The organism is Actinoplanes sp. TBRC 11911, assembly GCF_012933445.1.
Taxonomy (GTDB): domain Bacteria; phylum Actinomycetota; class Actinomycetes; order Mycobacteriales; family Micromonosporaceae; genus Actinoplanes.
Window position 1 is genome coordinate 258,251 of sequence record NZ_JABBNC010000006.1, and the last position, 13,691, is coordinate 271,941.

General features: G+C 68.9%; 11 protein-coding genes. 1 reads left to right on the top strand and 10 read right to left on the bottom strand.

Annotated elements, in window-relative coordinates:
* Positions 1–104 precede the first annotated feature (104 nt).
* Positions 105–2,348, bottom strand: a complete 2,244-nt coding sequence (locus HH310_RS12015; protein WP_169175554.1) for an LLM class flavin-dependent oxidoreductase — start codon at positions 2,346–2,348, stop codon at positions 105–107.
* 102 nt (positions 2,349–2,450) lie between these two features.
* On the opposite strand from HH310_RS12015, the gene HH310_RS12020 reads away from it, so the two are divergent.
* Positions 2,451–2,948 carry a MarR family winged helix-turn-helix transcriptional regulator gene (locus tag HH310_RS12020; RefSeq protein WP_169175555.1) on the top strand — a complete coding sequence of 166 codons (498 nt, stop codon included), beginning with the start codon at positions 2,451–2,453 and terminating at the stop codon, positions 2,946–2,948.
* Here the strand turns inward: HH310_RS12020 and HH310_RS12025 are convergent.
* From HH310_RS12025 to HH310_RS12065, 9 genes are all read right to left on the bottom strand, one after another.
* Complete coding sequence (locus tag HH310_RS12025) at positions 2,935–3,768, bottom strand: helix-turn-helix transcriptional regulator (protein ID WP_248293953.1); 834 nt, start codon at positions 3,766–3,768, stop codon at positions 2,935–2,937. The genes HH310_RS12020 and HH310_RS12025 overlap by 14 nt on opposite strands.
* A gap of 299 nt (positions 3,769–4,067) precedes the next feature.
* Positions 4,068–5,567, bottom strand: a complete 1,500-nt coding sequence (locus HH310_RS12030; RefSeq protein WP_396027506.1) for an alpha-N-arabinofuranosidase — start codon at positions 5,565–5,567, stop codon at positions 4,068–4,070.
* Between the two features lie 6 nt (positions 5,568–5,573).
* Positions 5,574–6,434, bottom strand: coding sequence for a carbohydrate ABC transporter permease (locus HH310_RS12035; RefSeq protein WP_169175557.1), 861 nt, complete (start codon positions 6,432–6,434; stop codon positions 5,574–5,576).
* 2 nt (positions 6,435–6,436) lie between these two features.
* Positions 6,437–7,375 (bottom strand): carbohydrate ABC transporter permease, encoded by a 939-nt coding sequence (locus tag HH310_RS12040; protein ID WP_248293919.1) that lies wholly within the window; start codon positions 7,373–7,375, stop codon positions 6,437–6,439.
* A 13-nt stretch (positions 7,376–7,388) separates the two neighbouring features.
* Entirely contained in the window at positions 7,389–8,711 is a 1,323-nt protein-coding gene (locus HH310_RS12045) for an extracellular solute-binding protein (RefSeq protein WP_169175558.1), read from the bottom strand.
* Between the two features lie 192 nt (positions 8,712–8,903).
* Positions 8,904–10,742 carry a ricin-type beta-trefoil lectin domain protein gene (locus HH310_RS12050; protein WP_169175559.1) on the bottom strand — a complete coding sequence of 613 codons (1,839 nt, stop codon included), beginning with the start codon at positions 10,740–10,742 and terminating at the stop codon, positions 8,904–8,906.
* 67 nt (positions 10,743–10,809) lie between these two features.
* Positions 10,810–11,379, bottom strand: coding sequence for a peroxiredoxin (locus HH310_RS12055; protein ID WP_312033995.1), 570 nt, complete (start codon positions 11,377–11,379; stop codon positions 10,810–10,812).
* 10 nt (positions 11,380–11,389) lie between these two features.
* The gene (glpK, locus tag HH310_RS12060) at positions 11,390–12,886 is read right to left on the bottom strand and encodes a glycerol kinase GlpK (RefSeq protein WP_169175560.1); all 1,497 of its coding nucleotides are present in this window, start codon (positions 12,884–12,886) and stop codon (positions 11,390–11,392) included.
* 20 nt (positions 12,887–12,906) lie between these two features.
* Complete coding sequence (locus HH310_RS12065; protein WP_169175561.1) at positions 12,907–13,668, bottom strand: IclR family transcriptional regulator; 762 nt, start codon at positions 13,666–13,668, stop codon at positions 12,907–12,909.
* Positions 13,669–13,691: the final 23 nt, after the last annotated feature.

Genomic DNA, 13,691 nt, shown 5'->3' on the forward strand with positions numbered 1-13,691 from the left:
CGGAGTGCGCGTTTGGTCGTGTGCGCGGGCCGCGGCGCGACGTAGCTTCGGTTGCGGTCCGCCGGGAAAGGCGGGGGGCGTTCCCGGCGGACCAATGATCTCCGCTACCGTGACGTGAGCGGCGGGATCGGGAAGTTGCGGTTGAAGACGTTGTCCGGGTCGTACCGGCCCTTCAGCTCGCGCAGCCGGGTCAGCGCCGGCTCCGGGAAGGCCTCCAGCAGCAGCTCGGGCTCGGTGCCGCTCTCGAAGCTCAGGTACATCCCGTCGAGGTGTTCGCGCAGCTCGGACCACATCTTGTCGAGCTGCCGCCGGTTCTGCGACACCGCCCCGGCCAGCAGCGAGAAGTTCTGATGCCGATGCGGGTACGCGGTCTCGTCCGCCGCGACGTCGTTGACCGCGCCGCCCACCGACCGGAACTGGACGACCGCGATGTCACCGGAACGGATCATCGCGGCCAGCGCGCCGGCCACCTCGGGGGTGATGTGGTCGAGCAGGCCGCTGTGGGTGTCCTCGAGGCCCTGACCGACGTGCCGGTTGTTCGCCGGTGCGACGATCGCCGGGTACGGCGCCACCTGGGCGCTCTGGTCGAGGATCGGCCCGATCGCCAGGAACGGCTCGATCGCCGCGCGGGCCGCCTCCACGTCGTCGCCCGCGTAGATGAGCGTGACCTGCACGATCGGCGCGCCCGCCCGCCGCCCCGGGAACATCATCAGGAAGCTGGTCAGCTCCCGCGGCGCCCGCTCGATCAGCGCGCCCCACGCCTGCAGCACCGCCGCCGGATCACTCGCGTCGACCACGAGCTGGGCGAAAACCACGTCCCCGACCTCGTACGCCGTGAGTTCGAGCGCGGTGACGACCCCGAAATTCCCGCCGGCACCGCGCACCGCCCAGAACAGATCCGGGTGATGGTCGCGGTCGGCGCGCACCTGCGTGCCGTCGGCCAGCACCAGCTCGGCCGCCTGGACGTGATCGATGGTCAGCCCGTACTTGCGGGACAGATAGCCGATGCCGGCCGTGGTGGCGAGCCCGCCGACGCCGACGTCGCCGTAGTCGCCGGAGCTCATCGCGAGCCCGTCCGCGGCCAGCACCTTCGCCACGTTTCCCCAGCGGGCGCCCGGTTCCAGCCGGACCCGCCGGGTGGCCCGGTCGAGCACGCTCACCTTGTTCATCCGGGACAGGTCGATGATCACGCCGCCGTCATTCGTGGAGCGGCCGCTCATGCCGTGGCCGCCGCTACGCACCGAGATGTCCACGCCCTGCGCCCGCGCGAACCCGACCGCGTCGGACACCTCGGCCGCCGTCGACGGGCGCAGCACCAGTGCCGGCGATCCGGTACGGATGTAGGTGTGCCGGACCTGTTCGTACTGCGGGTCGCCCGGTTCCACCGCGGCAGCGGCCAGCGACGCCGGCACCCCGTCGTAGTCGATGCCGGGAACGCGGCGCGCCAGCGCGGACGCGGTGCGCGCCACGCCCGCCGAGGCGCGTTCGCGCGCGACGGCCTCGCGCAGTGCCGGCGCCACCTCCTGCCCCAGGATCTGCAGAGCCCGGGGGTCGTCGCCGCCGACGATGAAGGTGCTGAACCCCTCCTCCAGGACCAGCGGCAGCAGCCGGTCCACCAAGGCGCCCGGGTCGCCGCGCAGCAGCTCGACCGGCCGCATGAGGTTCAGCAGTCGCCGGATCTCGCGCGGGTCCCGGCCGGCCTCGGCCGCCGCGTCGTCGATGATCTTGTTGGCGTCGCGGATGCCCGGCGACCGCACGTAGTCGTAGGAGGGCAGCCAGCCGTCGGCCTTGCGGCCGGTGAGCCGCAACATCTTCGGCTTGTACGCGCCGAGCCAGATGCCGATGTCGTGCGCGGGTGCCGGCCCGCGCCGCATCTGGACGCGGTGATGCTCGCCGGTTAACCGCACCGGGCCCGGTGCCGTCTCGTCCCAGACCCCGCGCATGATGTCGATCGCCTCGCTCAACGCGTCGATCGCCGCGCCGGTCCCCCGCACCGGAGCGCCCATGCCCTGCGCCGCGTCGGGGAACGCGCCGGCGCCGATGCCCATCTCGAGCCGGCCGCCGGAGAGCCGGTCGAGGCTCGCCGCGGCCCGGGCCAGCACGCCGGGCGGCCGCAGCGGCACGTTGAGCACGTTGCCGGTCACGTGGATCGCCGACGTCCGCGCGGCGACCCAGCCGAGCAGGGTCCACGTGTCCAGAAACCCCGGGTTGTACGGGTGGTCCTGGAAGGTGGCCAGGTCGAGCCCGGCCGCCTCGGACACCTCGGCGAGCGCGACCGCCCGCTCGGGCTGGTCGGCGGCGGGCGTGATGAACGCTCCGAACTGAAGCTCGTGACCGTAGTCCGGCATGTGATCCCCCCAGAATCTGTGTTGTCCGACAGAAAGTCTACGAGCGGATCGTTTGTGCTACAACATATGGGTTGATCAACACATCGAGCTACCATCGGGGGCATGTCCGAGCCGATCGAGAGCGCCGCGCGGGGCGTGAATCTGGGCTGGTCGCTGGCCCTGGTGCTGCGCCGCTGGCACGAGGCCGTCGAGGAGGTGCTGGCGGACATCCCGCACGGCACGCGCGGCTATCACATCCTGGGTGTGGTCGCGCACGAGTGCCCGCCGACGCAGGGCGCGCTGGCGACCCGGCTGGTGATCGACCGCAGCGTCCTGACCTACCTGCTGGACGATCTGGAGACCGCCGGCCTGCTGCGGCGCGTGCCGGATCGCAAGGACCGCCGGGTGCGGCGCATCATCGCGACCGAGAAGGGCCGCGCGATCCTCGCCGACGCCGAGCAGCGGGTCGCCACGGCCGAGGAGGTCGTGCTCTCGGCGTTACCGCCGGAGCAGCGGGAGTTGTTCCGCGCGGCCGCGGGTCAGGCCGCGGTCGCGCTGCACGCGCAGGACCCGACGACCGACCCCTGCGTCGCGGTGGAGATCGCGCTCAGCGATCGCTGAGGTCGTCGAGGATGCGCTTGAGCATCTCGACGGTGCGGCTGGGCGGGTCGGCCTCGATGAACAGCCGGCCGATCGCCGCCGCGTAGACGTCCACGTCCTCCCGCTTGTCCAGGTAGAGGCCGCTGGTCAGGTGCTCGACGTAGACGACGTCGGGGAGTTCCTGCTGCGGGAAGCGCAGGATGCTGAAGGCGCCGCCGGCCGCCGCGTGCCCGCCCTTGTCGAACGGCATGACCTGCAGCCGGACGTGCGGCGAGTCGCCGACCTCCATGAGGTAGCGGATCTGCTCGCGCAGCACCTCGTAACCGCCGATCGGGCGCCGCAGCACCGCCTCGTCGAGGACGGCCCACAGGCGCGGCGCGTCCGGGCGTTCCAGCACCTGCTTGCGGAGCATCCGCTGCTCGACGCGCAGGTCGATCTCACGGTCCTCGGCGGTGCTGTGGCCGAGCATGATCACCGCACGCGCGTACGCCTCGGTCTGCAGCAGGCCGGGAACGAACTGCACCTCGTACGTGCGGATGAGCTCGGCGGCCGGCTCGAGATCGAGGTAGTTGGTGAACCACGTCTCGGTCACGTCGTTGTAGCTGTGCCACCAGCTCGGCGCGTTCGCCTCGCGGGTGAGCGCGAGAAGCTTGTCGACCTCGGCCTGGTCCTCGACGCCGTACATCTTGAGCAGGTCGGCGACGTCGCGCTCCTTGAAGCTGACGCGGCCGAGCTCCATCCGGCTGATCTTCGACTCGGACCCACGGATCATGTACCCGGCGGCTTCCCGGGTGACGCCCTTGGCCTGCCGCAGCGCGCGCAGGCGTGCGCCGAGCTGCAATCGGCGCACAATCGAACCACCGCTGTCCAAAGCTCCAGTCACCTGATCCTCCCCACGGGGAGCCGTGGGAAAACCTACCCCTTCACGCGGGTATTGTTGCATCGACCTTCGCCTTGATGTCCATAGTGGAAACGGTTGATGTTTCGGCGATCCGGAAACGTTCGCGTACCAGATCCCCGGCACAATTCAGCAGTCATCAATGTAATGGACACTACACCGCGTAACGCATTTGCACCCCTCATGCAAAAAGCCGCGCGACCGCCGAATCGGCGGTCGCGCGAAAAAGCCGGTTTGGCGCGTCACATTACACGGATCATGCTCCAGGACAAGGGCGGCAAGACGGCGGATGCCCGTCCGTCGGTGACCTTCACGTCGTCCAGCCGGTGTGGCCTCACCCGGTCGGGCCGGTCGGCCGTGTTCACCGCGTCCGGGTCCTCGTCGGCGATCGCGGTGTGCTCCCCCGCGGTGAGCGCGCCGAACGCCCGCAGGTCCAGATCCAGCGTCGCCGGCTGACGCTGGTCCCGGTTCACCGCGAACACGGTGACCCCGCCGCCCTCCTCGTCGTGCAGCGCGACCATGTCCAGGATCGGCACGTCGCCCTGCGCGGCCGTCTCGTGCGTGGGTGCGGTGACCGCCGTCCGCAGCACGGTCCCCCGCCCGTAGCGGGAGGTCAGCGCGAACGGGTGGAAGCTGGCCTGCCGCCACGCCGGGCCGCCCGGCTCCGAGCGGATCGGAGCGATCACGTTGACCAGCTGCGCCAGGCAGCCGATCTTGACCCGGTCGGCGTGCTTGAGCAGCGAGATCAGCAGGTTGCCGACCACCACCGCGTCGGTGACCGAGTACGTGTCCTCGATCAGCCGCGGCGCCTCGCCCCAGTCGAGGTTGTCCTCGCCCGGGAACCGCTGCTGATACCAGACGTTCCACTCGTCCATGGACAGGTTGATCTTCTTGGTCCGGCCGAGCTTCGCGCCGACGTGATCGGCGGTGGCGACCACCGACTCGATGAAGCGGTCGAAGTCGGCGGCGCGGGCCAGGAAGCTGTCGCGGTCGTCGCCGAACTGCTCGTAGTAGCTGTGCAGGGAGATGTAGTCGACCACGTCGTAGGTGTGCTCGAGCACCTCCGCCTCCCACGCGCCGAACGTGGGCATCCGCTGGTGCGAGCTCCCGGCGGCGGCGAGCTCGATGGACGGGTCGACGCGGCGCATCGCCTTCGCGGTCTCGGCGGCCAGACGGGCGTACTCGTAGGCGGTCTTGTGCCCGATCTGCCAGGGGCCGTCCATCTCGTTGCCGAGGCACCACAGGCGTACCGAAGGCGGGTCCGGATAACCGTTGGCCCGGCGCAGATCCGACCAGTAGGTGCCGGCCGGATGGTTGGTGTACTCGACCAGGTTGCGGGCCGCGTCGACGCCGCGAGTACCCAGGTTGACCGCCATCATGGCCTGGCTGCCGACCTGAGCGGTCCAGTCGAGGAACTCGTCGACACCGACCTGGTTGGTCTCGATCGAGCGCCAGGCCAGGTCGAGACGGCGGGGACGCTGGGAACGCGGCCCGATCCCGTCCTCCCACGTGTACCCCGAGACGAAATTGCCGCCGGGATACCGGATGACCGGCACTCCCAGCTCCCGGACCAGGTCGGCGACGTCGGTACGGAAGCCGTCCGGGGCGGCCGACGAGTGACCCGGTTCGTAGATGCCGGTGTAGACACAACGGCCCATGTGCTCGACGAACGAACCGTAGAGCCGCGGGTCGACGGGAGCGAGCGGGAGAGCGGGATCGATGGCCACTGAGGCGTGGTGCACGATGTATCAGCCTTTCAGACCGGTTCCGGCGATGCCTTCGACGATGCGGCGCTGGAAGAACAGGAAGAGCAGCACGAGCGGCAGCGCGCCGAGGATGGCCGACGCCATCGTGTCGGCGTACCGGATGCCGTAGGTGCCCTGGACGGTGGCCAGGCCCACCGGGATGGTCATGAGCTTCGGGTTCGACATCACCAGCAGCGGCCAGAGCAGGTTGTTCCAGCTCCAGACGAAGGTGAAGATGGCGACCGCGGAGACCACCGGCCGGCTCAGCGGCATGACCACCCGCCAGTAGGTGCGGAAGAAGCCGGCGCCGTCCACCCGCGCCGCCTCGTCGAGGTCGCGGGGCAGCCCGTCGAAGAACTGCTTGAAGATGAACACGGCGATGGCGGTCGGGATCTGCGGCAGGATCACCGCCCAGTACGTGTTGAGCAGCCCCCACGCGCTGAACTCGCGGAACTGCGGCACGATCAGCACCTGCTGCGGGATCATGATGCCGATCAGCACGAACCAGAACACCAGCCACCGGTAGCGGAAGCGCATCCGGGACAGGGCGAAACCGGCCATGCTGGCCACGATCACGGTGGCGGCGGCGGTCAGGGCCGAGGTGATGAAGCTGGTCGCGTACCAGTTCCACACGTCGCCCTGGGCCAGCAGCGTACGGAAGGACTCGAGGGTGGGATGGTGGATCAGCCAGGTCGTCTCGGTGGTCTCGGCGTTGGGCTTGAGCGCCGTGTCCACGGTCCACAGGATGGGCACCAGCCAGATGATCGCGAACGCGACGAGCACGCCGGCGCAGATCCGGTTGAACAGCTTGGTCCGGCGGTCGATCGAGGCCTGGGTCACGGGCGGCGGGGCAACGGTCGTCATGGTCAGAACCTCTGTTCCTGGCGGCGGGTGAGAACGACCCACACCGTGGAGATGGCGAGGACGAGCACGAAGAACACCGTGGACGCCGCGGCGGCGTACCCGGTGCGCAGGTCGGTGAAGCCCAGGTCGTAGACGTACTGCAGCATCGAGCGGGTGCTGTAGTTCGGGCCACCCGAGGTCATGATGTACATCTGGTCGAAGACCTTCAGCGACGCGATCACCTGGAGCACGATCACCAGGGCGGTGGTGCGGTTCAGCAGCGGGATGGTGATCCGCCAGATCTGCTGCCACGGGGTCGCGCCGTCGATCGAGGACGCCTCGTACAGATCGCGCGGGATGTCCTGCAGACCGGCCAGGAAGAGCACGAAGTTGAAGCCGAGCGTCCACCAGACCGTGGTGATGGCCAGCGACCACATGGCCAGGCTCGGGCTGCCCAGCCAGTTCGGCTCGGCGAAGCCGAACGTCGTGACGATCTTGCTGAGCAGGCCGATCTCCGGCGTGTAGAGCCAGATCCAGACCAGCGCCACGACGGCGGACGGCAGCACGTACGGCAGGAAGAACGCGAGCCGGAAGAACGCGCGGCCGCGGGCCACCCGGTTGGCCAGCAACGCGAAGAACAGCGCGAGCACGACCAGCGGCGGCGTGGTGAGGATGGTGAACCACAGCGTGTGCCACATCGACGACCAGAAGTCGGCGCTGCCGAACGCCTCCGCGTAGTTGCCGAAGCCGCCGAACTTGCCCAGGCCGGACTCGGTGAGGCTGCCGTCGAAGAAGCTCATCAGCACCATGTAGAGCGTGGGACCGATGATGAAAAGCACGTACAGGATCAGGAACGGGGCGAGCATCAGCAGCGCCGGGCGGGTGTGACCGGGCTGGGTGTTGCGTTCCGTGGTGGTGACCGGCGCGACCTCGGGTGAGACTGTTTCGACGATGGTTGTCATGGGACATGCCTCCCTAAACCGGCGAAGGTGCGCTGGCGAGGTCGGAGAGCTTGGTCCGGACCTGGCTGATCGCAGCGGCCGGGGAGAGCTGGCCGGCTTCGACACCGGCCACGGCGGAGCTCATGAGGATCTCGAAGTCGGAGCCCGAGCCTGAGTACCAGCCGGGCGGGTCGTAGACCGCGGCGTCGGCGGCGGCCGCGTAGTTCGACTGCGGCGTCAGCTTCTTGTACGCGTCGGACTGCACCGTCGGCAGCCAGGCCGGCACGTGCCCGCCCTCGGCCCAGGTCATGCTCTGGTCGAGCATCGACTTGATGAACCCGAGCGCGCGGTCGAGCTGCGCCTTGTCGCGGGTGCCGCCGCGCGGGATGACCAGCGTGTGCGAGTCGGCCTGCACGGCGTACTGCCCGCCCGCGCCGAACACGTTGGGCACCAACGTCATGCTGAACGGCATCTTGGCGGTCTGGAAGGTGGTGATCTCCCATTCGCCGTTGAGGTGGAAGCCCGCCGCCCCCGAGGCGAACAGCGCGATCGCCCCTTGGTAGTCGATGCTGCCGGGCATCAGTGCTTTTTCTACGGTTATTTCGTGAAGTAAGTCGAGAACCTGGCCGGCCTTGGCATCGTCGAACACCACGCGGGTGCCGTTGTCGGCGAGGACTTCTCCCCCGAGCTGGGCGTAGAGGGTCTGGAACAGCCGCCACGGGGTGGCCGAGTCGCCGTTGATGCCGTGCGTCGCGCCGTACTGGCCGGTGACCTGCTTGACCTTGGTGAGCGCGTCGACTAAGGCGTCCGGCCCCGCGATCGGCTTGAGCTGGCCGGCCTCGTCGAGCAGCCCGGCCTTGCCGCAGATGTCGGTGTTGTAGAACAGGACGAACGGGTGGGTGTCGATCGGGATCGCGTAGATCCGGTTGTCGACCAGCCCGGCCTGCCAGGCCCGCTGGTTGAACATCTCGGCGCTCATGCCGTGCCGGCCCAGGTCCTCCGGGTGCAGCTCGGCGAGCAGGCCGGCGGACTGCAGCGTCTTCATCCGGGTCAGGTGCGACACGGCCACATTGGGCGGCTTGTTGCCGACGGTCGCCAGGGTGAGCTTGGTGTAGTAGGGATTGCCCCAGGCCAGCGTGACCGCCTGGAGCTTGGAATCGGGGTTCGCCTGGCGATACCCGTCTTCCATCTGGGTCATCCGGACACCGTCGCCGCCACCGAAGAGATTCCAGTAGTCGACGGTGCCGGGATCGAGCGGGGTGCCGGCCAGACCGGCGCCGACTGGTGAGGAACAGGCGGCGAGGGCCGCGGTTCCCAGACCGGCGAGTGTGCCTTTGAGGAGGGTACGGCGTTCCATGAGCGAGCCCTTCACGTTGCTGTGCGAAACGTTTCAGAGATCGCCGCGAGCCGACGTGGTGCAGGTGTCCTAGGGGGACGGCTCTCGGGTTCAGCCGATTGTTAAGGTTAACATTCAACGTTGTCAAGAAAATGTTACGGTCCAGGAAGGACCCGCGTGAACGCCCTGTTCACGCGGGTCCTGTTAGCGGTCTCAGCCGGGCAGCGTCCACCGCTGGTTAGCACCGGCGAAACAATCCCAGATCTGCAACTTGGTCCCGTCCGCCGAACTCGGACCGGTCGCGTCCAGGCATTTGCCCAGCGACCGCAGCGTCCCGTCGGCGCCCGCGGTCCACTGCTGCGCGGCCGTTCCGTTGCAGTCGTAGATCTGGGCCTTGGTCCCGTTCACCGCCTGCGCGCCCGCGACGTCGAGGCATTTGCCCAGCGCCCGGACGGTGCCGTCGGATCCGACCGTCCACGATTGGGCATTTGTGCCGTTGCACGTGTAGAGCTGAACGGCGGTCCCGTTCTGGCTCAACGCTCCGGCCACGTCGATGCATTTACCGCCATAACCCACAATTGCTCCCGTACGCCCCGGAGCAGCCCCCGCATCACCGGCGCCGGCCCAGACGTACGTGCCGGTGGTCTTCGCCGGGAGCGTGCTGGTGAACTGGCGGCTCCCCGCGCGCAGCGTCACGGTCTGGTTCGCCGTGCCCTGGTTGACCACCACGGTGACCAGCGAGTTGTCCGGGTTCACGAAGGCCACGTTGCTGCCCGCCGAGCTCGCGACCCGCTTCGCGCCCGGCTGCACGAACTTGGAGAACTGGGCGACCATGTTGTAGTCCGGCAGCTTCCAGAACGTGTCCGGACTGGACGCGCTCTGCACCAGCATCGTCGGATCCGGCGAGCCGGACCAGCGTTCCGGCGAGCGGTTCTGGTCGAGCATCGACACCCAGCCCTCGTACAGGGTGGACTGGTTGCGGAAGTACTGCACGATCCGGTCCGCGCCGGCGGTGCCCCAGACCGAGCGCTCGGTCATCAGCACGTCCTTGTCCGGGAAGGCGGCTTTCACGGTCGCCATCGCGCTCGGGTCGCCGGCGTAGTCGTGGAACGCGAATCCGTCGATGTTCGCGCTGCCCACGCCCGCGGCGTAGCTCGACCCTTCGGAGAAGTTGTGGTCGAACGCCCAGATCTTGGTGGCGCCCAGGCCGTTGTTCGTCAGCTCGGTGCGCAGCGCGGCGGCCAGCTGCTTCTCCTGGGCCGCCGAGACGAGCATCCCCGGGTAGTCAGCGGGTTCGAACAGCGGCTCGTTCTGCAGGGTGAGGCCGTAGAGCGGGATGCCCTGCGCCGCGTACGCCTGAATCGCCTTGCGGTAGTAGGTGGCCAGCGTCGGAATGTACTGGCTGAGCAGGCTGCCGCCGATGATGTTGTTGCTGGTCTTCATCCACGGCGGGGCGCTCCAGGCGCTGGCGAAGAGCTTGAGGTTCGGGTTGATGCTCCGCGCCTGCTTGAGCGTGTCGATGATCCGGTAGTCGAGGTCGCGCTGGATCGAGAACCGCGACAGCGACGGGTCGGCCGCGCCGTCGTCGTAGGTGTAGAAGTCGTGCGAGGTGAAGTCGCTGGTCCCGAAGGTGATCCGGGCGACGTTGAAGCCGGCGCCGTTGACCGGGTCGACGAGGGCCCGCAACGCCGCGTCGCGCCCCGCGGCGGACATCCTGGACAGGTTGAAGATCGTCGACTCCTCCAGGGAGGACCCGACGCCGAGGATCGTCTGGAACTTCTGCGTCGTGTCGACGGTGATGGTCGCGGTGCCGCCGGCCGCCGTCGTGGTGATGTCGGCCTGCTTGCTGAGCTGGTAGGGGGTGCCGGCGAGCCCGGTGGCGGGGCTGGTGTACCAGTTGGCGTTCTTCGGTTCATATCCGGCCGTACGGGATTCGGAGCTGAACCACGCCTGCACGGTGGCCGCGGGCGCGGCTTGCGCGGGGGTCGCGGTGAATCCGGCCGCTAGGAGCGCGGTCAGGGCCAGGGCTGTTCGGGGATGGGGTCGGGGCATCGGGGGGACCTTCCGGCTGGGGATTCGCACTTACCGGAAAGATTGTTGCCAGTTAAATAGAGATCAGTCAATGAGCGGTCTCGCGGAGCCAGGCCAGGACCTGGCCGGCGTGTTCGTTGGGTGGGAAGACCGGGTAGAAGACGTGTTCGATGCCGCCGTCGCGGACGATCAGGGTCAGGCGCTTGTACAGCCGCATGCCGCCGGCCTCGAAGGTCGGCAGGTTCAGGGCGCGGGCCAGCAACAGGTCGGGGTCGGCGAGCATCGGGAACGGCAGGTGCAGGCGCTCGACCGCCTCACGCTGGTAGTCGGTGTCTTGGCTGGACAGGCCGAAGACCCCGGAGGCGCCCGCGGACAGCAGGTCGCGGTGGTGGTCGCGGAAGTCGCACGCCTCCGTGGTGCAGCCGCGCGCCCCGGGGATCTCGTCCCATCCGTCGGGCGTGGCGACGCCGGGCCGGCCGGTCATCGGATAGAGGTAGATCACCGTCCGGCGGCTGCCCAGGTCGTCGAGAGCGACCGCCTCGCCGCCGGTGCCGGCCAGCGTGACGCGGGGCATCGCCATGCCGGGCAGGTGCGCCGCGGCGCCGTCGTCGGCCGGAATCGGCAGGTCGGGAGGCAGACTCAGGTAATCGCTCGTCACCGTGTGAACGCTAGCGCGGCTGCTTGATCCAGTCGAAGGTGCGCTCGACCGCCCGCTGCCAGTTGCCGTACTCCGTGTCGCGCAGCTCCGAGTCCATCGTCGGCAGCCACTGGCCGGCGCGGTGCCAATTGCGGCGCAAACCCTCCAAGTCCGGCCAATAGCCCACGGCCAGCCCGGCCGCGTAGGCGGCGCCGAGGGACACCGTCTCGGCGGCCAACGGGCGTACCACGGGAACATCGAGCACGTCGGCGATGAACTGCATCAGCAGGTTGTCGGCGGTCATCCCGCCGTCGACCTTCAGCGTCTTGAGGGTCAGCCGGGAGTCGGCGTTCATCGCGTCGACCACCTCGCGGGTCTGCCACGCCGTCGCCTCCAGCACCGCGCGGGCCAGATGACCCTTGGTGATGTACGAGGTGAGGCCCACGATCACGCCCCGGGCCTCACTGCGCCAGTGCGGGGCGTACAAACCGGAGAAAGCGGGCACGATGTAGCACCCGCCATTGTCCGCGACCGTCCGCGCGAGGGTCTCGATCTCCGGCGCGCTGGCGATCAGCTCGAGCTGGTCGCGGAACCACTGCACCAGCGAGCCGGTGATGGCGATCGACCCCTCCAGCGCGTAGGCCGCCGGTTCGCCCGCGATCTGGTAGGCCACCGTGCTGAGCAGCCCGTGCGTGGAGCGGATCAACTCGCCGCCGGTGTTCAGGAGCAAAAAGCTTCCGGTCCCGTACGTGCATTTCGCCTCGCCCGGTGTGAAGCACGTCTGCCCGAACAGTGCCGCCTGCTGATCGCCGAGCGCCGCCCCGATGCGTACGCCGGGAAATGCCGAGGTGGCCTTGCCGAACACGCCGATCGACGCGCGTACCTCGGGCATCATGGCCTTCGGGACGCCGAAGAACTCGAGCGACGACGGCGACCAGTCGAGCGTGTGCACGTCCATCATCATCGTGCGGCTGGCGTTGGTCACGTCGGTGACGTGCAGCCCGCCGGTGAGTTTCCAGATCAGCCAGGTCTCCATCGTGCCGAACAGGACCTCGCCGCGTTCGGCCCGCTCGCGCAGGCCGGGCTGCTGGGCGAGCATCCAGGCGACGCGGGGCCCGGAGAAGTACGTGGCGAACGGGAGCGCGGAGTCGTGGCGTACCTGATCCGCTCCGATGGTCAGGCTCATGCTGTTGACCAGCGCGTCGGTGCGGGTGTCCTGCCAGACCACGGCGTGCCCGACCGGCAGGCCGGTGGCGCGGTCCCAGAGCAGTGTGGTCTCCCGCTGGTTGGCGATGCCGACCGCCGCGACCTGCTCCGGTCCGATGCCGGCCCGGCGCAGCGCCTCCGGGCCGAGCCGTTCCACGTTGCGCCAGATCTCCATGGCGTCGTGCTCGACCCAGCCGGGCTTCGGGTAATACTGCTTGTGTTCCTGCTGGGCAAGGGACACCAGCTGACCGTTGCGGTCGAAGACGATGCACCGCGTGGACGTGGTGCCCTGGTCGATGGCGACGACGTAGCGCTCGGTCATGGATGTTCCCCCCAGGTCGTTCAGCCGCGGGCGGCTCCGAGATCCCGGGACACCGCGCGGGCGGCGTCGCGGACGAAGGCGACCAGGCGCGGCCGCGGTTCGTAGTGGCTGTCGCAGATCCGTTCGACGTGCCCGAAGATGCCGATGGCGCCGACCACCAGGCCGCCCTGGCCGCGTATCGGCGCGGCGATGGCTGCCTCCCCCGGTGTCAGCTCCTCGACCTCGGCGCTCCAGCCGTTCTCGCGGATCAGCTTCAGCTCGGCCGCGAGAGCACGCGGCGCGATGATGGTGCGGCGGGTGAACCTGTCCAGCACCTTGGTCGGTACGGCCCCCGCCGCCCGATATGCCAGTAATGCCTTTCCGATTGCGGTGGCGTGCATGGGAAGGAGCGACCCGACGTCCAGTGTCTGGAAAGTGTCGTCGGGCCGGAAGACGTGGTGCACGATGAGCACCTGGTCGTCCAGGGCGGTGCCGATGCGGACCGCCTCGCCGGTGCGGGCCGCGAGCGGGTCGGCCCAGTTGATGGATCGGGACCGGAGCTCGTTGATGTCGAGATAGCTGGTGCCCAGCCGCAGCAGCGCCGTCCCGAGGTGGTAGTGGCCCGAAATGCGGTCCTGCTCCACAAATCCGACGGTTTTCAGGGTCGACAGGATGCCGTGCGTGGTGCCCTTGGCGAGGTCGAGCGACCGGGAGATCTCACCGAGCGTCAGGCTGCCGGCACCGCCAGCGAGCAGGCGCAGGACCGCGGCGGCCCGCTCGATGGACTGGACTGTGCCCGGCATGTTTCGAACTCTATGCCGATGAA